Raw genomic sequence first — 21,041 nt, 5'->3', positions numbered from 1 at the left:
CGTTGTTGTCACACCAGTCACGGTTGTGCGAGGCCCGTGTGCTCGGCGAGGAAGGCGAGCTGGTCGGCGGCCAGACCGACGGTCCGGCTGACCGCCCGGGCGCCGTGCCCGACCGACGTCTCCCGACGCAGGAGGATCGGAGCCTGCGCGCTGGTCGCGTGCTGCAGGGCCGCGGCGAGCTTCCGGCCGTGCAGCGGGTCGACCCGGGTGTCGGACTCGAACGTCGTGAACAGGACCGCCGGGTACGCGGTCCCCTCGCGGACCGCGTGGTACGGCGAGTAGCCGAGCAGCCAGCCGAGCTCCGTCGGGTCCTCGGCGGTGCCGTACTCGTCGTTCCACGTGCGGCCGAGCCCGAAGAGCTCGTAGCGCACCATGTCGAGCAGCGGGGCGCTGCAGACGACGGCGGCCGCGAGGTCGGGCCGCTGGGTGAGCGTCGCGCCGACCAGCAGGCCGCCGTTCGAGCCGCCCATCACCGCCAGCTGCTCGTGCGTCGTCCAGCCCTGGGCGACCAGGTGCTCGCCGGCGGCGGCGAAGTCGTCGAACACGTTCTGCTTGCGCTCGCGCATGCCGGCGCGGTGCCATTCCTCGCCGTGCTCGGAGCCGCCGCGCAGGTTGGCCACCGCCCAGACCCCGCCGGCGGCCACCCAGGCCAGCGCCTGCGCGGTGTAGGCCGGGGTGAGGGAGACGTTGAAACCGCCGTAGCCGTAGAGCACGGTGGGCCGCGGTCGGTCCGCGACGCCTGATCCGGAGAGCACGAACAGGTGCACCGGCGTGCCGTCCCGGGACGTGGCATGGGTCTCGACGACCGACAGGGCCGGTACGTCGCCGGCGACGGCGGCCTGCTCCCAGGTCTCGAGGGCGGACGGCGCGCCCGCGTCCCAGCGCAGGACCGACGGCGGGGTGGCGTAGTCGGTGTAGCCGACCCACGCCGTGGTCCCGCCCTCCGGCGGCGCGCTGACGCCGGAGATGCTGCCGACGCCGAGACCTTGGACGTCGACGAGTCGCCCCGCCCCGTCCGCCGCCCACACCGAGAGCCGGCTGGTCGCGTCGACGGCGTGCACGGCCAGGACCTGCAGGGCGCCGTCCGGACCGTCGACGAGGGCGACGTCGGAGAGCACCGCGCCGTCCTGCTGCGGGACGACGTCCCGCCACCGCTCCGGCGCCCACGTCGCCGGGTCCTCCGGGTCGGCGACGGCCAGCCGCCAGCGCGGCGTGCCGCGGTCCGACATCAGCCAGAGCCGCCCGTCACGGGCCACCCAGGCGGCGGTCTGGGCGTCGACGCCCACCTGGAAGTCGCGCAGGGTGGGTGGGTCGTCAGGGGCATCGCCGGCGAGGTCGGCGATCCACACGTCGTCGCGCGGCGCGGTGCCGGCCGAGCCGGAGACGACCAGCCATCGGCCGTCGCGGCTGGTGTGCACGCCGAAGTAGGTGGTGGGGTCGGTGCCCTCGCCGTGCACCAGCACGTCGTCGGTCTCGGCGGAGCTGCCGACGCGGTGGCGCCAGACGCGCCGGTGGAACTGCTCCTCGCCGGCCGGGACCAGGTCCGGCGCCAGCCGGCGCACGTAGAACAGCTCCTCGCCACCGGGCAGCCAGGCCACGGGGGAGTAGCGGCATCGGTCGACCGGCCCGTCGAGCACCTCGCCGGTGGCCACGTCGAGCACGAAGAGCTTCGACTCCTCGTCGCCGCCGGTGGAGACCTGGTAGGCCAGCCGGTCGCCCTCCCACGACGGGGACCAGGCGTCGAGCGTGGTCGTGCCGGCTGGGTCGAGCTGCATCGGGTCGACCAGGACCCGCACGCTGCCGTCGGGCTCGCGGACCCGGAGGGCGGCGTGCTCCTGGCCGGGGTCGCGGCGCGTCGAGAACGCCCGCTCGCCGCGCCAGACCGGCACGCCGACGGCGCCGGCGTGCACCAGCTTCTCCAGCCGCGCGGCGAACTCCTCCCGCAGCGACAGGCCGGAGAGCACCTGCTCGGTCAGGGCGTCCTGGGCCTGCGTCCACTCCTGGGTCCGCGGGTCGGCGGGGTCCTCGAGCCAGCGGTACGGGTCGGCGACGCGGTGTCCGTGCAGGTCCTCGACGAGGTCGAGCCGGGGGGCCTCGGGGTAGCGCATCGCACCAACGGTAGTTCGCCGCCCGTCACGGGACGATTACGAATGCGCCGATCGCGTGTTCTCGGGTCAGAATGAGCCTGCCCGCGGGTCTCGGAGCCACCGGCGGTCCGGGGCGACCGGAGGTGTCCCGTGCCGCGTGCAGCGAGCGGGTCGTCGAAGGCGGGTCATCCAGCCCCGCGTCGCGACCCCCATCATCCATCGATCCTGCCCGTGCCCTCGCGGGGCACCACGGGCGCCACCCTGCTCCTCAACGCCACCTACGAGCCGCTCTGCGTGGTGTCCAGCCGTCGGGCCATCGTGCTGGTGCTCGCCGAGAAGGCGGAGTCGGTGGACTCCGCTCCCGACGTCGTGCACGCGGAGACGATCAGCCTCCCGGTGCCCGTCGTCGCACGGCTGACCCGCTACGTCCGGGTGCCGTTCCCGACGTCGGTGCCGCTGTCGCGCCGCGCCGTCTTCACCCGCGACGGGCAGACGTGCGTGTACTGCGGCGGCTCGGCGACGAGCATCGACCACGTCGTCCCGCGCAGTCGCGGTGGCACGCACACCTGGGACAACGTGGTGGCCGCCTGCCGTCGCTGCAACCACACCAAGGCCGACCGGTCGCTGGCCGAGATGGGCTGGGCGCTGCCACACCCCCGCGCACGCCGAGCGGCGCCGCGTGGCGACTGCTCGGCACCCGCACCGTCGACCCGCGCTGGCGTGAGTGGCTGGGCGTGCCCGAGAGCGTGAGTGCGTGAAAGAGGCCCCCCTCCTCCTCATCCCTCGCACGCTCGGGACGAGCCTCGGGAGGGGGTCGAACAGATGACTTCCCCGGCGACCGCGCGCCGGCTGTGGGCGCTCGGGGAGCCGCTGCACGCACTGATCTACTTCGCCGCGGAGTGCCGCGCAGCCGGTGAGGCGGCCGGGCTGGCCGGGTTCTGGCGGACCTACTTCGCCTTCCGGGCCGCGCCGCTCGGACCGGTCGGCCCGGACGTCGTGACCGCGACGTTCGCCAACTTCGAGCCGGGGTTCGTCGCCCGCCGGGTCCCGGCCGTCTGGGACGCCGTCCGCCCGGCCGAGGCGCTCGCGGCGCGGCTGACCGGTGTCGACGCGGCCGTCCGCCGGGTCCTGGGCGAGGACTGGCCGGCGTCGGCCGAGGCGTCGGAGGCCGCCGGGCTGGCGCGGGCCGCCGCGGCGGCGGTCGACCTGCCCGGCCGTCCGCTGGCGGCGGCCAATGCCGGGCTGACCGTGCCGGACCAGCCGCACCTGGCGCTCTGGCAGGCGCTCACCACCCTGCGCGAGCACCGGGGCGACGGGCACGTCGCGGCGCTGCTCGTCCGCGAGATCGACGGGATCGGCGGCCACGTGCTCGCCGCGGCCGCCGGTCGCAGCACCCGCGAGTGGCTGCAGCGTGCGCGCGGGTGGGACGACGCCGCGTGGGACGCCGCAGCCACCCGCCTCACCGCCCGCGGCTGGCTGGACGGCGACGAGCTGAGCGCCGAGGGCCTGACCGTCGTCGCCGGGGTCGAGACCGACACCGACCGGCTGGCGCTGCGCCCGTGGCAGGCGCTCGGCGACGTCGGCTGCGACCGGCTGGCCGAGCTGCTCACCCCGATCCGGCGCGCGATCGTCGCGGCCGGGGACTTCCCGCCGGGCAACCCGATCGGCGTCCCCGACCCCGGCTGAAGGAGCCAGAACCGCGGTTCTGGCTCTCAGGTGACCCGGGCGCGCTGGGCCGGGTACGCCTCGTGACCGCCGCCCTCGAGCAGCCGGCGGAAGCGGTCCATCGCGTCCCAGACGTCGACGAACCGGGTGTAGAGCGGGGCCGGGCCCAGCCGCACCCGGTCCGGCGTCCGGAAGTCGGGGACCACGCCCCGGTCGATCAGCGCCTGCGTGAGCTGCCAGGCCTGCGGATGGGTCATGGTGACGTGCGATCCGCGGCGCCCGGCGTCCCGCGGCGAGGCCAAGGCGACACCGTGCCGGGCCAGCCATGCGTCGGCCAGCGCGACGACCAGTTCTCCCATCGCCCGGCCCTTCGCCGCGAGGCGATCGATGCCCGCCTCGGCGACCAGCCGCGCGCCGACCTCCAGCGCGGCCATGCCGAGCACCGGCGGGGTGCCGGCGCCGAACCGCTCGATTCCCGGGCTCGGGTCGTACTCCGGGCCCATGGCGAACTGGTCCCGCTGCCCGAACCAGCCCTGGATCGGGGAGCGCAGCTGCTCCTGCAGGTCCCGGCGCACGTAGAGGAACGCCGGCGCTCCCGGGCCGCCGTTGAGGTACTTGTAGCCGCAGCCCACCGCGAGGTCGGCGTCGGCCGCGGCCAGGCCGACCGGCACCGAGCCCACCGAGTGCGACAGGTCCCAGAGCACCAGCGCCCCGACGTCGTGCACCTGACGGGTGATCCCGGCCAGGTCGGCCAGCGCCCCCGACCGGTAGGCCACGTGGGAGAGGACGACGACGGCGACCCGGTCGTCGAGCACCGCGGCGATCCCGGCCGGGTCCGGGCCCTCGTCGATGTGGGCGGGCAGTTCGCGCACCGTCATGCCCCGCGCCCGCGCGACACCGGCGACGACGTAGCGGTCGGTCGGGAAGTCGTCGGCGGTGCACACCAGGACGTCCCGCCCGGGGCGGGCCTCGGCGCCGGCGACCAGCAGCTTGTAGAGGTTGACCGTCGTGGAGTCGCCGACCAGCACCTCGCCCGGTGCGGCACCCAGCACGCCGGACGCCAACTGGTCGCCGAGCCGGGTCGCCTCGCCGATCCACGACGACCAGGAGCCGACCAGCCCCGACGCCCACTCCTGCTCCACCACGCGCCGGAGGGCGGCGGGGGTCTCCAGCGGCATCCGCCCGAGCGAGTTGCCGTCGAGGTAGAGCACCCGGTCCGCCGAGTCGTCGTCCGTTCCGGCGAATCGGCCGCGGAAGCCGGCGAGGGGATCCGCGGCGTCGAGGGCGAGGGCGGCGTCCCGGGTCAGGTCCACGGCCTCCTTCCTACGGCACCCTGTCCGATGCCCACGAGTCCAGGGCTAGGTCAATCGCCCACGGGTCCAGGGCTAACGTGCGATCGCGTGACCCAGCTGCACGACCTCACCGCGCTCGAGCAGGCCGCCGCCGTCCGGGCGGGCGAGGTGAGCCCCACGGAGCTGGTCGAGCACTCGCTGGCCCGCATCGATGCGCTCGACGGCGGCCTCGGCGCATTCATCACCGTCACGCCCGAGCGGGCCCTCGCCGCAGCTGCGGCCGCGGAGCGCCGCCTCGCCCAGGGCGGGGAGCTGCCCCCGCTGCTCGGCGTCCCCACGGCGATCAAGGACCTCAACAACACCGCCGGCGTCCGGACCACGTTCGGCTCCCGGGTCATGGCCGATTTCGTCCCGACCGTGGACGACGCGGTCGTGACCGCGCTGGCCTCGGCCGGGACGATCAGCGTGGGCAAGACCAACACCCCGGAGTTCGGCTACCCCTGCTACACCGACAACGACCTCGCCGGTCCGGCCCGGTGCGCCTGGGACACCTCGCTGCTCGGCGGCGGCTCGAGCGGGGAGCGGCGGTGGCCGTGGCGGCCGGGCTGGTGCCGTTCGCCCAGGGCAGCGACGGTGGCGGCTCGATCCGCATCCCCGCCTCGATCAACGGGATCTTCGGTCTCAAGCCCAGCCGGGGCCGCATCAGCAGCGCGCCGCTGGGCGGCGACGTGACGGGGTTCGGCACGAGCGGTCCCCTGACCCGCACCGTGCGCGACGCCGCGGCGATGCTCGACGCGATGAGCGGCCCGGTCCTCGGCGACTTCGCCTGGGCGCCGCCGCTGCCGGAGGGGGAGACGTTCCTGGCCGCGGCCGACCGCACCGTCGGCCGGCTGCGGATCGGTCGCTTCACCGAGTCGGCGATCCCGGGGGTGCAGCTGGACCCGCAGGTCGTCGACGCCTTCGAGGACGCCTCGCTGCTGCTGGAGAGCCTCGGGCACGCGGTGGACGACGTCCCGCACGGGCTGCTCGGCCCCGAGGTGCTGCCGTCGTTCGAGCGGGCGTGGGCCCTGTCCGGCACGTTGCTCCCGGTGCCGGCGGCACGGGTCGGGGAGCTCCGGCCGCTGACCCGGGAGCTGCGCGGCCGCGGGCTGGCCATGTCGGCATCGGAGGTCATGCAGGCGCTGACCGCGCTGCGGCTGTTCGCCCGCCGGTTCCTGCAGGCGACCGCGGAGTTCGACGTCCTCCTGGCACCGGTCACCACCATGACGCCGCGGCCGCTGGGGTGGTTCGACGCCGACGGCGACGGCGCCGAGGACTTCGAGCGGAATAAGCGGTATGCCGCCTTCACGGCGCTGTTCAACGTCACGGGGCAGCCCGCGGTCAGCGTTCCGCTGCGCTGGACGGCCGACGGCCTGCCGATCGGGAGCATGCTCGTCGGCCGCCCGGCCGACGAGGCGACGCTGCTCGCGTTGTCGGCGCAGGTCGAGGCGGCGCGGCCGTGGGCGGACCGCCGCCCCGCGGTCTGGGAGAGCAACGGCATGGATCCTGGGTCCGACCGGTAAGTTGTCGCCCGTGACCGTCGCCGAGACCCTCCTCGTCTTCGCCGGCGCCCCGCTGGCCATCATCGCCGTGCTGGCGCTGATCATCTACTGGCCCCGCGGGCGCAAGCGCGCCAGGTACAAGTCCGGGCAGCCGTGGGAGCACGAGCCCGTCTGGTACGAGCCGCACCCCGAGGGGCCGGCCGGTGGCCACGGCGTCGGTGGCGGGTACGGCGCGGGCGTTCCCGGTGCCGGCACCCAGGCGATCGGCTCCTCGGTGTACGGGGAGCCGACCGACGGTGGTCACGGCCGTCCCGGCCAGGCGTCGCACGGTGCCACCACGGCCGGCGTCTCCGCCCCGCCGCGCGGCACCGGGGGCCCGCTCGGCGGCGCCCGCGGGACCTGGTGACCCGCCGGTGACCCCCACGACCTGCCCCGACGTCCCCCTGAACGACACCTCTGGAGGCCGGCGATGACCCGCGCGCTCGAAGCCGAGTCCCACGACACGGCCACCACCCAGACGGCTCCGACGCGGACCGACGAGGGCGGCCGGCTCGACAAGATCTTCACCTTCCAGGAGCTGGCACGCCTCGACGAGGCGCTGACCATGTCCTCCCGGGAGACCGGCCTCCGGTTCACGCTCTACATCGGCGACCTCGGCAAGCGGACCCGGGTGATGGCCGAGGAGCTGCACGCCCGATCGGGGGCCAACCCGTCGGAATGCGTGCTCATCGCCATCTCGCCGGGCCAGCGCGTGGTCGAGGTGGTCACCGGCGCGGCGGCCGCCCGCCGGATGCCCGACCGCGCGTGCGCGCTCGCCGTCCTGTCGATGACCGGCTCGTTCGCCGCCGGTGACCTCGTCGGCGGGATCGTCAACGGCCTGCGGCAGCTCTCCGACCAGGCGGGCCACCCCGCCTCCCTGCGCCGCCCGCACTGAGCACATAGGGGTCCTCCGGACCGCACCGCGGTCAGGAGCCGTTCCCGGCTTCCGCTGAGCCGCTCCCCGTGGACCGATCGGAAGGCCTCCGGCCCCCGCGATCGGTCCACGTCGGTCAGCGTCTCAGAGCCCTTCGTCCGCGTCGCGTTCGCGGGCGCGGAGGGCACGGGCGATGCCGTCGCGGCCCTCGTGCACCAGCCGGCGCAGCGGAGCGGGCTGCACGGCGTCGGCCAGCCAGGTGTCGGCCGCCGCGATCGTCCGCGGCTCGACCACCGGCGGGAACAGGTACTGCACCGCATTCTTCGCGATCTCACCGGGCCGCCGGGCCCACAGCGGACCGATCTCCTCGAAGTACCGGTCGACGTATCCGGCGGTGAGCTCCCGCTGGGCGGGGTGCCAGAAGCCCAGGAGCATCGCCTCGTGGACGGCGTTCGGGATCTCGTCGTCCCGGCAGACCAGCTGCCAGGCCTCCGCCTTCGACTCCGCGGTCGGCCGCAGTGCGCGGGCGGTCGCGGCGCGCCGGATGCCGGTCGCGGTCGCGTCCCGCTCGGCCTCGGCGTCGATCTCGGTGTCACCGGCCGCGCCGATCGCGACCAGGCCCGAGAGGAAGGCCCAGCGTGCGTCGGCGTCGACCTCGAGCCCCTCGAAGGTGTGCGACCCGTCGAGCACCCCCCGCAGGATCGCCGCGTGCTCCTCGGTGCGCGCGGCACTGGCGAAGGTGCGCGACCACTGCAGCTGCATGTCGCTGCCGGGCGCCGCGGCCTCGAGGGACTTCAGCGCGTGGTCGGCCAGCAGCGTCCAGCCCGTGTCCGCCCAGGTCGGGTCGGCGTAGGAGACCAGCGCGGTCTGCACGCGGGCCAGCAGTGACTGGACCACGCTGATCTCGCTCTCGGCGTCGACGCCGGCGAGCACCAGCTGCACCCACTCCCGGGCCGGGAGCTCCGCGTCCCGGGTCATGTCCCATGCGGCCGACCAGCACAGGGCGCGGGCCAGCGGGTCGGGGATCGCGCCGATCCGCTCGCGCAGGGTGGTCAGCGAGCGCTCGTCGAGCCGCAGCTTGGCGTAGGTCAGGTCGTCGTCGTTGACCAGCACCAGGTCGGCGACGGGGTGGCCGACGAGCTCGGGGACCTCGGTGCGGGCGCCGGACACGTCCAGCTCCACCCGCGAGCTGCGGGTCAGCCCGTTCGGGCCCTCGCTGTAGAGGCCGACGGCGAGCCGGTGGTTGCGCAGCACGGGGTGCTCGTCGACGGCGGTCTGCTCGATCGCGAAGCTCTTGTAGCGGCCGTCGTTGGTCAGCTCGAACACCGGCCGCAGTGTGTTGACCTGGCTGGTCCTCAGCCACTGGTCGACCCACTCGGTGAGGTCGCGGCCCGAGCTCTCCGACAGCGGGCCGAGCAGGTCGTCGAGCGTGGTGCTGCCGTACTCGTGCCGCCGGAAGTACCGCTGCACGCCGCCAGGAACTCGTCCCGGCCCACGTAGGCGACCAGCTGCTTGAGCACCGAGGCGCCCTTGGCGTAGGTGATCCCGTCGAAGTTCACCTCGACCGCGGCGACGTCGGGGATGTCGGCCGCGATCGGGTGCGTCGAGGGCAGCTGGTCCTGCGCGTACGCCCACGCCTTCTCGGTGTTGGCGAACGTCGTCCAGGCGGTCGTGTACTCGGTCGCCTCGGCCTGGCACAGCGTGCTGATGTAGGTGGCGAAGGACTCGTTGAGCCACAGGTCGTCCCACCAGCGCATGGTCACCAGGTCGCCGAACCACATGTGCGCCAGCTCGTGGAGCACCGTCTCCGCGCGGCGCTCGTAGCGGGCGCGGGTGGCCTTGGACCGGAAGACGTAGTCCTCGAGGAACGTGACGGCGCCGGCGTTCTCCATCGCACCGGCGTTGAACTCCGGGACGAAGAGCTGGTCGTACTTGTCGAAGGGGTAGGGGTAGTCGAAGACCCGGTGGAAGAAGTCGAACCCCTGCTTGGTGACGGTGAACAGCTCGTCGGCGTCCAGGTACTTGGCCAGCGACGCCCGGCAGTAGAGGCCGAGCGGGATGCCCTCGTGGGAGTCGGTGACCTTGGCGTACGGGCCGGCGATCAGGGCCACGAGGTAGGTCGAGATGCGCTTGGTCGGTGCGAAGTGCGCCAGCTGCGACCCTCCCGGGCCGGCCTCGATGGTGCGGCCGCCCGTGTTCGAGACGACCTGCCAGTCGAACGGCGCGACCACGTGCATCGTGAACGTCGCCTTGAGGTCGGGCTGGTCGAAGCAGGCGAACATGCGCTTGGCGTCGGCCGGCTCGAACTGGGTGTAGAGGTAGACCTGCCCGTCCTCCGGGTCGGCGAAGCGGTGTAGGCCCTCGCCGGTGTTGGAGTAGCGGCAGTCCGCCGTCACCACGAGCGTGTTCCGCTCGGCCAGGCCGGGCAGCGGCAGGCCGCCGTCCTCGGTGTAGGAGCTGACGTCGAGCTCGGTGCCGTTCAGGGTCGCCGAGTGCACCCTCTCGGCGACCAGGTCGATGAACGTGTCGGCGCCCGGCCGGCGGCAGCCGAACTCCACCGTCGTGGTCGACCGGAAGGTGCCCTCGCCGGGGTGCCCGGCCCCGTCGGTCACGTCCAGCTGCAGGTCGTAGCCCTGCACGGCGAGCAGCTCGGCGCGCGCGGCGGCATCGGTGCGGGTCAGGTTCGGAACGGCCACACGGGCCAGCTTTCCATGCACGGGCGACATGCTTTTCGGGCCCCGCCTCGCTCGCGCGGGGGAACAAGTCGTCGCCGATCCGGATTGTTCGGCGTAGCAGGTCGGCGCCGACGGGGCCGGACCACGACCCGAGGAGCGTTCCCCATGACCGAGGCAGTGCAGAGCGCGCCCACGACGGCCCGCGTCGACTTCTGGTTCGACCCGCTGTGCCCCTGGGCGTGGCTCACCAGCCGCTGGGTGCTGGAGGCCGCGAAGGTCCGTGACATCGACCTGCACTGGCACGTCATGTCGCTCGCCGTCCTCAACCGCGGGCGCGACCTGCCGGAGGACTACCAGCAGATGATGGAGCAGGCGATCGGCCCGGTCCGGGTCGCCGTCGCCGCTGCCCAGCAGCACGGCGACGAGGTCCTCGGCGACCTCTACACCGCCATGGGCACGCTGCGGCACCACGAGGGGATGGAGCTCGCCGACCTGATCGTCCCCGCGCTGGAGCGGGTGGGTCTGCCGGTGCAGCTCGCGGAGGCCGCCACCTCGACGGAGTACGACGCGGCACTCGAGAAGAGCCACCACGAGGGCATGGACCCGGTCGGCGACGACGTGGGCACTCCGGTCATGCACATCGACGGCGTCGCCTTCTTCGGCCCGGTGATCAGCAAGGTGCCGACCGGTGAGGACGCCGGCAAGGCGTTCGACGGTGCCGTCCTGCTGGCCAACCTCCCTGATTTCTGGGAGCTCAAGCGCACCCGGCTCTCCGGCCCCGACATCGACTCGGTGCCCGCTGACGCCTTGGAGCTGACCTCCCGGAGCTGACGGGACGACCGATCACCCCCGGGCGTCGGGTGTCTCCCCGGTCGGCTGGGCGACGTCGGCCGCGGGCGCCCCAGGCTGCTCCGGGATGCCCGGAGCCGCGTCCGATGCACCGACGGCGAGCGCAGCTCCGGGCGTGACGTCCGTGGCCAGGTCCTCGTGCCGGATGGACAGGCCCACCACGACGACGACGGTGACGGCGGCGAGCATCCAGAACGCCACCATGAAGGCCTGCGACGTCCCGAACGCCTGGGCCTCCAGAGCCGCCGAGGGGGCGAGCTGCCCGCCGTTCGCGGCGGCCAGTTCCGCGGTGCGCTCGGTGATGGCGTTGGCGAACACGGTGCCCAGCACCGCGATGCCGACGGCGCCGCCGACCTGCTGCACCGTGTTCAGCACCGCCGAGCCGACCCCGGCGTCGCCGGGGTCGATGCGGCTCACCGCGGTCAGCGTGAGCGGGACGAAGATCAGACCCATCCCGACGGCCTGGACGACGATCCACGGCAGGAGGCCCGTCGCGTAACCCGAGTCGACGTCGAGCAGGCTGTAGCCCCACATCGACACCGCGGCCAGCACGCCGCCGGTCCCGGCGATCCACCGCGGGTCCACCCGGGACGCCAGCGCGGAGGCGATCTGGGCCGCGATCACGATGCCCGCGGTGAACGGCAGGAACGCGAACCCGGACTCGAGCGGGCTGTAGCCCAGCACCTGCTGCACGAACAGCGACAGGAACAGGAACATCGCGAAGAGTGCCGCCCCGACCACCAGCATCGTGGCGAAGCTGACCGCCCGTGTGCGGTCGGCGATCACCCGCACCGGCAGCAGCGCGTGCGGGGAGCGGGCCTCGATCACGAAGAACACGACGATCAGCACGACGCCCGCGAGCAGCGGGTACATGACCAGGTCGTCGGACCACTCCTGCGGCTGCCCGGTGTCGGCGTCGGTCTGCGCCTTGCGGTTGAGGCCGTAGACGATCGAGGCGAGTCCGAGCGTCGCGGTGAGGGCTCCGGGCAGGTCCCACTTGCCGGGCTGGGGAGCCGACTCCGCGAGGAACCGCGGGGCGAGCACGGCGACCACGAGCCCGATGGGCACGTTGATCAACATCGTCCAGCGCCAGGACGCCTCGGTGAGGGCGCCACCGAGGATGAGGCCGACCGCCGCGCCGGCACCCGACATCGCGGCGTACACGGCGAACGCCCGGTTGCGCGGCGGGCCGGCCGGGAAGGTCGTGGTGATCAGGGCGAGCGCGGTGGGGGAGGCGGCCGCGGCGCCGCCGCCCTGCAGGGCACGCGCCGCGAGCAGGTGCCACTGCTCCTGGGCGACGCCGGCCAGGAGCGACCCGAGGGTGAAGATCAGGATGCCGGCGACGAACACCTTCCGCCGGCCGATCAGGTCGCCGAGCCGGCCGCCGAGCAGCAGCAGGCCGCCGAAGGCGATCGCGTAGACGGTGACGATCCAGGTCAGGTCGGCGTCGGTGATCGCCAACTCGGCCTGCATGCGCGGCAGGGCGATGTTCACCACCGAACCGTCGAGCACCACCATGAGCTGAGCGGTGCTGATCAGCACCAGAGCGACCCACAGCGGCCGTCCGCCGGGTCCGGTGCGGCGCTGGGGACGCGCGGTGCCGCCGTCGACACGCTGACCGACGGGGGCACGGGGATCGGGAACGGGCGGGCGATCGGTGGTCATGGCTGTTCCTCCGCAGCAGACTGCCCCGTCTGAGACCGCGGGCGACGCTAGCGACGAGGCCTCGGAATCGAGACCGCCGCGCATCTGCTCGACCGCCGCCCCGGCGCGTGCTCATGCCCTGCGACCGCTCGCTCACCGAGCGATCCGGCGCACCGGGCACAAGGACCCTTGCGGAGCTGACGAGCGAGGAAAACCTGCCCCGTCAGCCTCCGTTCCGGCGTGCGGCATGCTGTCGCGATGCCGCACCCCGTTCGCCAGCGCATCCTGATCACCGGCGCCAGCTCCGGCCTCGGCGAGGGCATGGCCCGCCGCTTCGCCGCGATGGGCCGTGACCTCGCGCTCGCCGCCCGCCGCACCGACCGCCTCGACGCCCTCGCGCAGGAGCTGCGCGCGGCGCATCCCGGAATCCGCGTCGAGACCGCGGCCATGGACGTCGACGACCCGGAGTCGGTCGCCCGCGTCGTCCCCGAGCTGGTCGAGCGGCTCGGCGGGCTCGACCGGTTCGTCGTCAACGCCGGGATCGGCAAGGGCGCCTCCATCGGCACCGGCAAGGCGTGGGCCAACCGCGCCGTCCTGCACACCAACGTCCTGGGTGCGCACGCCCAGTGCGAGGCGGCCATGGAGGTGTTCCGGCGTCAGGGCGCCGGGCACCTGGTGCTCATCTCGTCCGTGGCCAGCATCCGCGGGATGAAGGAGACCCGGACGGCGTACGGCGCGAGCAAGGCGGCGGTGAATGCGCTCGCCGAGGGCATCCGCTCCGACGTGTGGGGGAGCGGGATCGTGGTGAGCACGATCCTGCCGGGCTACATCGCCACGGACATCAACGTCGGCCGCCGGGGGCCGTTCACCGTCGACCTCGACACCGGCGTCGACGCGCTCACCGCGGCCGTCGAGCGCGAGCCGGTCCGGGCCTTCGTGCCGGCGTGGCCGTGGCGGCCGATCGCCCGCCTGCTCAAGGTGCTGCCGCTGTCGGTGGTCCGCCGGGTCACCTGAGCCGCCGAGCCGCGGTGCGCATCGTCGCCGGGTCGTAGGGACCGTCGTCGGTGCGGCCGGCCCGGACCGCCGCGACGACGGCCAGCAGCTCCTCCCGCTGGGCACCGACGAACGCGGCGTCGACCACGGCCCCGTGGCCGGGCACGACCGGGCCGCCGGCCAGGCCGTGCAGCCGGCCCAGGGTCGCCGGCCACTCGGCGGGGAAGGCGTCGTCGAAGGCCGGCGGTGCGCCCTCCTCCACCAGGTCGCCGGCGAAGATGACGCCGTCCGCGACCTCGACCACGAGGTCGTGGTCGGTGTGCCCGCGGCCCAGGAAGCGGAGCACCACCTCGCGGCCACCCACGTCGAGGTGGGCCACGTCGTCGACGAGGTGGTCCGGTGGGTCGATCGGCGCGGCCGCGACCAGATCCGCGGTTCGGGTCCTGCCGGCGTCGCGCAGCTGCCGCACCACGGCGGCCCGCTGCTGCTCGCCCGTGGCGACCAGGTCCGCGGCGCAGCCTCGGGTGGCCCACACCTCGGCCGGCCGGAAGGCGGCGTTGCCGAAGCAGTGGTCGTAATGGGCATGGGTGTTGACCAGCGTCCACGGGTGCGGGGTGACCGAGCGGACGGCGGCGATCAGGTCGGCGGCCTCTCCGAGGTGGGAGCGGCTGTCGACGACGAGGCAGGCGCCGTCGCCGAGCACGAGGCCGCAGTTGAGGTCCAGCTCGGCGTGCCGGCGCACCAGGACGCCCTCGCCCACCTCGACCCAGCCGGCGGTCACCGGTGCGCCGCCGGAGGCGTCGGGTTCCCCACCGGAGGTGTGTGCCGGTGCGCCGCCGGAGGCGTCGGGTTCCCCACCGGAGGTGTGTGCCGGTGCGCCGCCGGAGGCGTCGGGTTCCCCACCGGAGGTGTGTGCCGGTGCGCCGCCGGAGGCGTCGGGTTCCCCACCGGAGGTGTGTTCACCAGCTGATCCGCATCGGCCGGCCCCGGCGGTCGGTCCCTCCGTCGCCGACGGTCTCCTGCTCCCCGTCCGCGATCCGCTGCGCGGACCACGCCGCCGCACACGCGTCCAGCGCGTCGACCAGGGGAGTGTCGGGAGGGGCCTGGGCCAGTGCATGCTCGACGTCCATCACTGCGCGCAGGGCCCGGAGGCGCTGGATGGTCCCGCGAGCAGTGCCCTTCCGGTGGGTGATGCCGGGGTCCAGCGCGCGGAACGACAGCTCCGGGTGGACCTCGACCACGCGGTCGTCCGGCGGGTCGCCGAGCGCGTCGTCCAGCGCCCGGATGGCTTTGACCAGTTGGAAGGCCTGCGCCGAGGGGGCTCGCGGTGGGTCCGTCGCTGCCCGGGACAGCGCACGGGCCTCGGCGTAGTCGTCGGTCGCCAGGACGGCCCGCACGGGGGTCGGGAAGACGGAGCTGCCGGCCGGTCCCAGCCGGCGGCGCGCCTCGACGTCGCAGGCCCGGACGCCGTCCTCGGACAGCCCGATCGGCATGTCGACACCGACGACCTCGACGTCCGGCACGGCGAGGACGTCGGCGACGGTGGCGAGGTGCAGGAGTTCGACGTCCCCGCCGTCCAGAAGGGCGCCGACCCACTGCCCGCGCCAGCCGTCCACCCCGAGCACCGCCACGTGCCGAGCCTGACAGACTGCCCGCCATGCGCGTCTTCATCGGCACCGATCACGCCGGGCTGGAGTTCAAGGAGCACCTGAAGAAGGCCCTGGCCGACGCCGGCTACGAGCCGGTCGACTGCGGAGCCTTCGAGTACGACGCCGAGGACGACTACCCGCCGTTCTGCTTCGAGGTGGGCGAGCGCACCGTCACCGAGCCGGGATCACTGGGTGTCGTGATCGGTGGGTCGGGCAACGGCGAGCAGATCGCCGCGAACAAGGTCCCGGGCGTGCGGGCCGCGCTGGTCTGGAACACCTCGACCGCGCAGCTGGCCCGTCAGCACAACGACGCGAACGTGGTCTCGATCGGCGCCCGGCAGCACTCCGACGCGGAGGCGACCGAGCTCGTGCTCGAGTTCCTGCGGACGCCGTTCAGCGGCGACGAGCGGCACGTCCGACGGATCGGTCTGGTCGCCGACTACGAGCGCGACCGGCACCGCCCCGCCGGCGGCCTGCCAACCAGGTGACGTGATGGAGCGGCCCCGCTGCAGGGTCCCGCGTCGAGCTGGCGAGACGCGGGGAGCAGGGGGTCCTTGTTCAGAATTCGTCGGGACACCACGGGGCGACCGGCCAGCCGAATGCGGTCGAGGCGTTGACGACCGCGCCGGGGCTGATCTCCCGCACCCGCCCGGCCGCCTGCAGCGAGGCCAGGGAGACGCCGCCGAGGTAGGCGGCCGAGAGGTCCTCGATGCCCAGCGACAGGTCGGGGTCGCGATCGGTCCGGTCGCAGAACGCGCCGGCGGGGTGGCCCCACAGGTGCCATCGGCCGGTGTTCCACTCGCAGAAGTCGTCGCGGACCTCCAGCACCAGGTCGATCGGTGAGGGGTAGCGGCGGGCCGACAGCCCGCGGCCGACGTCCACCAGCCGGACCCACAGCGCGTCGACGGGACGGGCGTGCAGTGCGCGGGGATCGGCGAGCAGGTGGCGCAGCGGGTCGTCGGCGGAGGCCATGGGCGCCTCGATGGTGCGGACCAGGTCGTGCGACAGCAGGAACTGCCAGAGCGCCGCGTAGGCAGCCGGCGTCGTGGACCGCACCTCTCCGACGCGGAGCCTGCCCTCCGGCTCGCTGCCGTCGGTCCACGACGCCTTGACCCGGTAGGTCGCGTAGCCGCTGACCGTGCCGTCGGCCTCGGTGTGCAGCACGTGCCGGCGAGCGGTCCAGCCCTGCCGGTCGTTCTTGTCGTCGCGGAGCTGGCGGTCCCACCAGCGGTCGTCGCGGGCCATGTTGCCAGGGACGTTCCGTCGGACGGCGTCGTGGATGCCGACGGCCGCCGCGCGGAACTCGTCGACGTCCACGAGCCGGACGCGGCCGGACCCGGAGTCGACGTCGCGGCGCAGCCGCAGGCGCTCGGTCTGCCCGGTCCACCCACCCCGCCAGCTGGCCGTCGCGTAGCCGAACCGGCCGTAGATGGACGACTCCGCCGCCCAGAGCGCCGCGACCGGCTCGCGCTCCTGCTCGCGGATCTGGTCGAGCTGCCGCCGCATGATCGCGGTCAGCACGCCGCGCCGCCGGTGGGTGGGGGAGACGGTGATCCAGGTGATGCCCGCCGTCGGCACCGGGGCGCCGCCCGGCACGGTCATCTCCAGGCTGTAGATGCCGGCCGTGGCGGCTACGCGGTCGCCGTCGAAGAGCCCCAGCGAGCGGTCGAGCTCGGCGACGGGGGGCACCGTGTCGACGAACGGCCCGGAGGGGTCCTCGCCGAAGACGTTGCTCATGGCGCGCGTGAAGCGGGGCCACTCGTCGGCGGTGATCGGGCGGAGCTGTTCGGTCAGGTCGGACACGGTGGACTGTCTACCGGGCTGGTCCGACACGACGCCAACGACTTCTCCAGCGTCAGCTCCGGAGGTAGGCGAGCGTGGCCATGACCCGGCGGTGCTGGTCCTCGTCCTGTGCCAGGCCCAGCTTGGCGAAGATGTGCTGGGTGTGCTTCTCCACGGCACCGGGCGTGACCACGAGCGTGCGGGCGATCGCGGTGTTCGAGTGGCCTTCGGCGATCAGGCCGAGCACCTCGCGCTCGCGCGGCGTGAGCCGGCGGACCGGGTCGTCGGCGCGCCGGCGGGCGAACAGCTGCGCGACCACCTGCGGATCGAGCACCGTGCCGCCGCCGACGACGTCCTCGAGGGCGGCGAGGAACGTGTCGACGTCCGCGACCCTGTCCTTGAGCAGGTAGCCGACGCCGCCGGCGCCGTCGGCCAGCAGCTCGTCGGCGTAGGCCACCTCGACGTACTGGGACAGCACCAGGACGGCGGTACCCGGCACCGCCTGCCGCGCTTCGACCGCCGCTCGCAGGCCTTCGTCGGTGTGCGTCGGCGGCATCCGGACGTCGACGACGGCGACGTCCGGACGGTGCTCGACGACGGCCCGCACGAGGGACGGACCGTCGCCGACGGCGGCGGCGACCTCGGTGCCGGCCTCCTCTAGGAGCCTGATCAGGCCCTCGCGGAGCAGCACCGAGTCGTCGGCGAGCACTACGCGCACGGCAGGCTCGCTGTGAGGCGCGTCGGACCGCCGCGCGGACTGTCCACGACGAGCTCACCGTCCACCGCGAGCAGCCGGTCGCCGAGGCCCGACAGGCCGTGCCCGGGCGCGAGCACCGCGCCGCCGTGGCCGTCGTCCTCGACCACGACCCGGAGCCGGTCGGCCACCTGGGTGACCACGACCTGGACGGCGCTCGCCCCGCTGTGCTTCGCGACGTTGGCCAGCGCCTCGCTGACGACGAAGTACGCGGTGTTCTCCGCGACGGGCGCCAGCCGCTCCCGCTCCAGGTCGACGGCCAGCTCGACCGGCACGGGGGAGCGGGCGGCCAGCGCGGCCAGCGCCGCGGCCAGTCCGCGGTCGGCTAGGACCGGGGGAGCGATGCCGCGGGACAGCGCCCGCAGCTCCTCGAGGGTCTCCCGGGCCAGGCCCGCCGCCTCGTCGATCGTGGCGCGGGCGGCCGCGGGGTCGCGGTCGAGCTGCCGCTGGGCGCGGGAGAGGTCCATGCCCAGCCGCACCAGCCGCTGCTGGGGGCCGTCGTGGATGTCGCGCTCCAGCCGGCGCAGGGCGACCGCCTCGGCGGCCACGGCCGCGTCGCGGCCCTCCGTGAGCCGGACGACCTCGGCCTGGTTGGCGGCCCGGGAGGTGAGCAGGGCCCGGCCCAGACCGGCCTGGAGCAGCGCCGAGCCGCGGACGACGAACGGGAGTGCCAGGGCGAAGAGCACGCCGAGCACTGCGTACGCCATGACCGTCTCGCCGTACGTGGGCTCGAACCCGAGCAGCTGGAACAGGTCCTGGTCACCCGGATCGTCGGGCAACGCCCAGCCCCAGGCCCAGTAGGTGAGCCCGCCGACGGTGACCGACCAGGAGGTCACCGTGACGACGAACCCGAAGACCGCGACGGGGAACCGGACGACGGCGTGCAGCGCGTCCAGCCACGACTGCGGATCCCGCCACGGCGTGACCAGGCGGGTGACCGGCCGGGCATCGGGCCCGGCCTGCCGGTACACCGGCTTGGGTACCGGCCGCCGAGGACGGCGGGCAGTTGCCGGCGCTCGACGGCGGCGAGCCCCGGGCGATCAGGAGCGTGAGCGTGAGGACGGCGACGCCGACCCAGACCACCAGGAGACCTGCGCCGAGCGCGAGCCCGGTGATCACGACGACGAACGCGACGACGGCGACGGGAAAGCCCACCAGGAGGTAGGCGGTGTCGACGCCCAGCTGGCGCAGCCGCGGGGCGCGGTCGGGGACGTCCAGTGCTGGGTTCATGGGCGGGCGGAGGGCGGTGTCCGTGGTCATGCCGTCGAGCCTGGTGCCGGGCGTCGTCCGGACCCATCCCGCTGACTGGCCGAACGGCAGTCGGGCCGGCCCGACCGTGGGTTGCCGATCATCTCGGCCGGAGATGCTCCCCCGGCACGGCGTGCGCGTCCAGCACTCCGCCGACGGGGTGCCTAGGCTGGCCGGGAGCGCTCCGCCCGTGACCGAACCGCTCCGGAGCGCCGATCACCCGAGGAGATCCGTGCGCCTTCGTTCGTCGTTCCTGGTCCTGGCCTTCGCAACGGTGTCCTGCACGGCCGCCGTCGAGCCCGACCCGACGCCGACCGACGAGCCCTCGGCCGACGCCGCCAGCGTGACGACGACGCGCCCGGGGCAGCCGCTCACGGTCGTCGCGGACGTCGAACCGGCCGCCTCCGCGACCGCCATGAGCCGGGCGGTGTTCGAGCGGTCCCCGGTCGTGGTCGCGGCGCCCGCGGACGACCGCGCCGGCACGCTGATGGGTGCATCGGTCGCCGTGGGGCTGGGCGTGCCGCTCCTCCTGGTCCCGCGGTCGGGGGAGGAGTTCGCCGGGGTGGCAACCGAACTGGACCGGCTGCGCGTCGACACCGTGCTCGCCGTCGGTGACACCGAGGGAACGGCCCTGGACGCCGACGCGTACGACGTCGTGTCCGTCGCCGCCCGGTCCGAGGCGCTCGCCGCCGTGACGGGCCTGGACCTCGACTCGCCTAAGACCGTGGCGCAGGACGGCGACGCGGCCGCGGTCGCCGCGCTGGACCCCGACGCCCTGGTCGCCCTGCGCCCGGAGGATGCCGAGTCCGACACGGAGCGGGGCGGGGCCGAGGGCGAACTCCCTCCGGTCGTCCGGGCGGACCCGCTCACCGGCACGGTGGTCCTCGCGACCGGCGAAGCCGAGTCCGCCGCGGCGCTGGCGACGGCGCGTGCGGCCGGGATCGAGGTGGTCCTCACCGGAGGCACCACCGATCCGCGCGGCTCGGCCGACGCGATCGACGCCCTGGCCCGGAGCGGAGAGCAGGCGGTGATCGCACTCGGCGCCGGGTTCGCCGCCGAGGCCGGCCTGGACTGGAAGGCCGCCACCGCGGCCACCGGTCAGCAGCTGCCCGGTGGAGGCCAGTTGCTCTTCCCCGGCCGGCTCATCGTCGCCTTGTACGGGCACCCCGGCACCGGCGCCCTCGGCGTCCTGGGGGAGCAACCGCTCGATGCGGCGATCGAGCGCGCGCGGGCGCACGCGGCTCCCTACGAGCCGCTGGTCGACGCCACCGTGGTGCCGGCGTTCGAGATCATCGCGACCGTCGCTTCGTCGTCGGCCGGGGCGGACGGGAACTACTCGGCCGAGGCGGATCCGGAGTTCCTGCGGCCGTGGGTCGAGGCGGCGGGTGAGGCCGGGCTGTACGTCGTCCTCGACCTGCAGCCGGGCCGCACGGACTTCGTGACGCAGGCCGAGCAGTACCGGTCGCTGCTGGAACTGCCGCACGTCGGGCTGGCCCTGGACCCCGAGTGGCGGCTCGGCCCGAACGAGGTGCACCTGACCCAGATCGGCTCGGTCGAGGTCGAGGAGGTCAACCAGGTGGTGACCTGGCTGGCCGACCTGACGCGGGACAACGCCCTGCCGCAGAAGCTGCTCGTGCTGCACCAGTTCCGGCTGGACATGCTCCCCGGCCGCGAACGGGTGGACACCTCGCGTGATGAGCTCGCGGTGATGATCCACGCCGACGGCCAGGGCAACCAGGGCGACAAGCAGGCGACCTGGCGGGCCTTGCACGCCTCGGCGCCGGCGAACCTGGCGTGGGGCTGGAAGAACTTCTACGACGAGGACCAGCCGATGCTGACGCCGGAGCAGACGATCGCGCAGGTCGACCCGGTGCCCGACCTGATCAGCTACCAGTAGGCCGCCGGCCCTGCCGAACTGTCGGCGTCCTGTGATGTGCTGACGCCGCACA

18 protein-coding genes and 2 pseudogenes are annotated in these 21,041 nt (G+C 74.1%); 9 read left to right on the top strand and 11 right to left on the bottom strand.

Features of this window, described 5'->3' with window-relative positions; translation table 11 throughout:
* Positions 1-17: 17 nt before the first annotated feature.
* Positions 18-2,108: a prolyl oligopeptidase family serine peptidase gene (locus MVA48_RS08700; RefSeq protein WP_246987892.1), complete on the bottom strand. Its 2,091-nt coding sequence runs from the start codon at positions 2,106-2,108 to the stop codon at positions 18-20.
* 210 nt (positions 2,109-2,318) lie between these two features.
* Here MVA48_RS08700 and MVA48_RS08695 point away from each other — a divergent pair, with 210 nt between their 5' ends.
* Both MVA48_RS08695 and MVA48_RS08690 read left to right on the top strand, forming a co-directional pair.
* Positions 2,319-2,837, top strand: a complete 519-nt coding sequence (locus tag MVA48_RS08695) for an HNH endonuclease (RefSeq protein WP_246987890.1) — start codon at positions 2,319-2,321, stop codon at positions 2,835-2,837.
* A gap of 72 nt (positions 2,838-2,909) precedes the next feature.
* Positions 2,910-3,773: an SCO6745 family protein gene (locus tag MVA48_RS08690; RefSeq protein WP_246987888.1), complete on the top strand. Its 864-nt coding sequence runs from the start codon at positions 2,910-2,912 to the stop codon at positions 3,771-3,773.
* A gap of 26 nt (positions 3,774-3,799) precedes the next feature.
* Here MVA48_RS08690 and kynU read toward each other — a convergent pair whose 3' ends face one another.
* Positions 3,800-5,065 carry a kynureninase gene (gene kynU / locus MVA48_RS08685; RefSeq protein ID WP_246987886.1) on the bottom strand — a complete coding sequence of 422 codons (1,266 nt, stop codon included), beginning with the start codon at positions 5,063-5,065 and terminating at the stop codon, positions 3,800-3,802.
* Positions 5,066-5,092: 27 nt separating this feature from the next.
* Between kynU and MVA48_RS08680 the strand changes: the two are divergent.
* The 3 genes and pseudogenes from MVA48_RS08680 (at position 5,093) to MVA48_RS08670 (ending at position 7,519) form a co-directional block, all read left to right on the top strand.
* Positions 5,093-6,606: pseudogene (locus MVA48_RS08680) on the top strand (amidase).
* 10 nt (positions 6,607-6,616) lie between these two features.
* The gene (ctaJ, locus tag MVA48_RS08675) at positions 6,617-6,991 is read left to right on the top strand and encodes an aa3-type cytochrome oxidase subunit CtaJ (RefSeq protein WP_246987884.1); all 375 of its coding nucleotides are present in this window, start codon (positions 6,617-6,619) and stop codon (positions 6,989-6,991) included.
* A gap of 63 nt (positions 6,992-7,054) precedes the next feature.
* Positions 7,055-7,519, top strand: a complete 465-nt coding sequence (locus MVA48_RS08670; RefSeq protein ID WP_246987882.1) for a DUF5130 family protein — start codon at positions 7,055-7,057, stop codon at positions 7,517-7,519.
* 123 nt (positions 7,520-7,642) lie between these two features.
* Here MVA48_RS08670 and MVA48_RS08665 read toward each other — a convergent pair whose 3' ends face one another.
* Positions 7,643-8,968: a M1 family metallopeptidase gene (locus tag MVA48_RS08665; protein ID WP_246987880.1), complete on the bottom strand. Its 1,326-nt coding sequence runs from the start codon at positions 8,966-8,968 to the stop codon at positions 7,643-7,645.
* Positions 8,854-10,194 carry an aminopeptidase N gene (gene pepN, locus MVA48_RS08660; protein WP_246987878.1) on the bottom strand — a complete coding sequence of 447 codons (1,341 nt, stop codon included), beginning with the start codon at positions 10,192-10,194 and terminating at the stop codon, positions 8,854-8,856. The genes MVA48_RS08665 and pepN overlap by 115 nt, the downstream gene beginning before the upstream one ends.
* Before the next feature lie 144 nt (positions 10,195-10,338).
* On the opposite strand from pepN, the gene MVA48_RS08655 reads away from it, so the two are divergent.
* The gene (locus tag MVA48_RS08655) at positions 10,339-11,004 is read left to right on the top strand and encodes a mycothiol-dependent nitroreductase Rv2466c family protein (protein ID WP_246987876.1); all 666 of its coding nucleotides are present in this window, start codon (positions 10,339-10,341) and stop codon (positions 11,002-11,004) included.
* 12 nt (positions 11,005-11,016) lie between these two features.
* Here MVA48_RS08655 and MVA48_RS08650 read toward each other — a convergent pair whose 3' ends face one another.
* Positions 11,017-12,687, bottom strand: coding sequence for an MFS transporter (locus tag MVA48_RS08650; protein ID WP_246987874.1), 1,671 nt, complete (start codon positions 12,685-12,687; stop codon positions 11,017-11,019).
* 237 nt (positions 12,688-12,924) lie between these two features.
* On the opposite strand from MVA48_RS08650, the gene MVA48_RS08645 reads away from it, so the two are divergent.
* Positions 12,925-13,680 carry an SDR family oxidoreductase gene (locus MVA48_RS08645; RefSeq protein WP_246987872.1) on the top strand — a complete coding sequence of 252 codons (756 nt, stop codon included), beginning with the start codon at positions 12,925-12,927 and terminating at the stop codon, positions 13,678-13,680.
* Here MVA48_RS08645 and MVA48_RS08640 read toward each other — a convergent pair.
* Positions 13,673-14,440 carry an MBL fold metallo-hydrolase gene (locus tag MVA48_RS08640; protein WP_246987870.1) on the bottom strand — a complete coding sequence of 256 codons (768 nt, stop codon included), beginning with the start codon at positions 14,438-14,440 and terminating at the stop codon, positions 13,673-13,675. The two genes, MVA48_RS08645 and MVA48_RS08640, sit on opposite strands and share 8 nt — an antisense overlap.
* 178 nt (positions 14,441-14,618) lie before the next feature.
* On the bottom strand, positions 14,619-15,290 hold the full coding sequence (locus MVA48_RS08635) for a DUF429 domain-containing protein (protein ID WP_246987868.1): 672 nt from the start codon (positions 15,288-15,290) through the stop codon (positions 14,619-14,621).
* 26 nt (positions 15,291-15,316) lie between these two features.
* Here MVA48_RS08635 and MVA48_RS08630 point away from each other — a divergent pair, with 26 nt between their 5' ends.
* Positions 15,317-15,796, top strand: a complete 480-nt coding sequence (locus MVA48_RS08630) for a ribose-5-phosphate isomerase (protein ID WP_246987866.1) — start codon at positions 15,317-15,319, stop codon at positions 15,794-15,796.
* A 70-nt stretch (positions 15,797-15,866) separates the two neighbouring features.
* Here MVA48_RS08630 and MVA48_RS08625 read toward each other — a convergent pair whose 3' ends face one another.
* The 4 genes and pseudogenes from MVA48_RS08625 to MVA48_RS24080 all read right to left on the bottom strand — a co-directional run.
* Positions 15,867-17,111 carry a GNAT family N-acetyltransferase gene (locus MVA48_RS08625; protein WP_246987864.1) on the bottom strand — a complete coding sequence of 415 codons (1,245 nt, stop codon included), beginning with the start codon at positions 17,109-17,111 and terminating at the stop codon, positions 15,867-15,869.
* 52 nt (positions 17,112-17,163) lie between these two features.
* The gene (locus MVA48_RS08620; RefSeq protein WP_246987862.1) at positions 17,164-17,808 is read right to left on the bottom strand and encodes a response regulator; all 645 of its coding nucleotides are present in this window, start codon (positions 17,806-17,808) and stop codon (positions 17,164-17,166) included.
* A complete protein-coding gene (locus tag MVA48_RS23395) occupies positions 17,799-18,815 on the bottom strand; it encodes a sensor histidine kinase (RefSeq protein WP_256461139.1) in 1,017 nt (338 codons plus the stop codon). Before MVA48_RS23395 ends, MVA48_RS08620 begins: the two co-directional genes overlap by 10 nt.
* A 118-nt stretch (positions 18,816-18,933) precedes the next feature.
* Positions 18,934-19,074: pseudogene (locus MVA48_RS24080) on the bottom strand (hypothetical protein); the annotation flags it as partial.
* 250 nt (positions 19,075-19,324) lie between these two features.
* Here MVA48_RS24080 and MVA48_RS08605 point away from each other — a divergent pair.
* Complete coding sequence (locus MVA48_RS08605; RefSeq protein WP_246987860.1) at positions 19,325-20,989, top strand: hypothetical protein; 1,665 nt, start codon at positions 19,325-19,327, stop codon at positions 20,987-20,989.
* The last annotated feature ends 52 nt before the right edge of the window (positions 20,990-21,041 follow it).

The organism is Blastococcus sp. PRF04-17 (assembly GCF_023016265.1).
Taxonomy (GTDB): domain Bacteria; phylum Actinomycetota; class Actinomycetes; order Mycobacteriales; family Geodermatophilaceae; genus Blastococcus_B.
Note: the sequence above shows the minus strand (reverse complement) of the source record. Positions and strands in the feature narration are given on the sequence as shown.

What these genes read in the sequence shown, in the direction of transcription:
- MVA48_RS08700 (WP_246987892.1), bottom strand. Translation starts at nt 2,108, where the DNA reads ATGCGCTACCCCGAGGCCCCCCGGCTCGACCTCGTCGAGGACCTGCAC.
- MVA48_RS08690 (WP_246987888.1), top strand. Translation starts at nt 2,910, where the DNA reads ATGACTTCCCCGGCGACCGCGCGCCGGCTGTGGGCGCTCGGGGAGCCG.
- MVA48_RS08670 (WP_246987882.1), top strand. Translation starts at nt 7,055, where the DNA reads ATGACCCGCGCGCTCGAAGCCGAGTCCCACGACACGGCCACCACCCAG.
- MVA48_RS08655 (WP_246987876.1), top strand. Translation starts at nt 10,339, where the DNA reads ATGACCGAGGCAGTGCAGAGCGCGCCCACGACGGCCCGCGTCGACTTC.
- MVA48_RS08650 (WP_246987874.1), bottom strand. Translation starts at nt 12,687, where the DNA reads ATGACCACCGATCGCCCGCCCGTTCCCGATCCCCGTGCCCCCGTCGGT.
- MVA48_RS08645 (WP_246987872.1), top strand. Translation starts at nt 12,925, where the DNA reads ATGCCGCACCCCGTTCGCCAGCGCATCCTGATCACCGGCGCCAGCTCC.
- MVA48_RS08630 (WP_246987866.1), top strand. Translation starts at nt 15,317, where the DNA reads ATGCGCGTCTTCATCGGCACCGATCACGCCGGGCTGGAGTTCAAGGAG.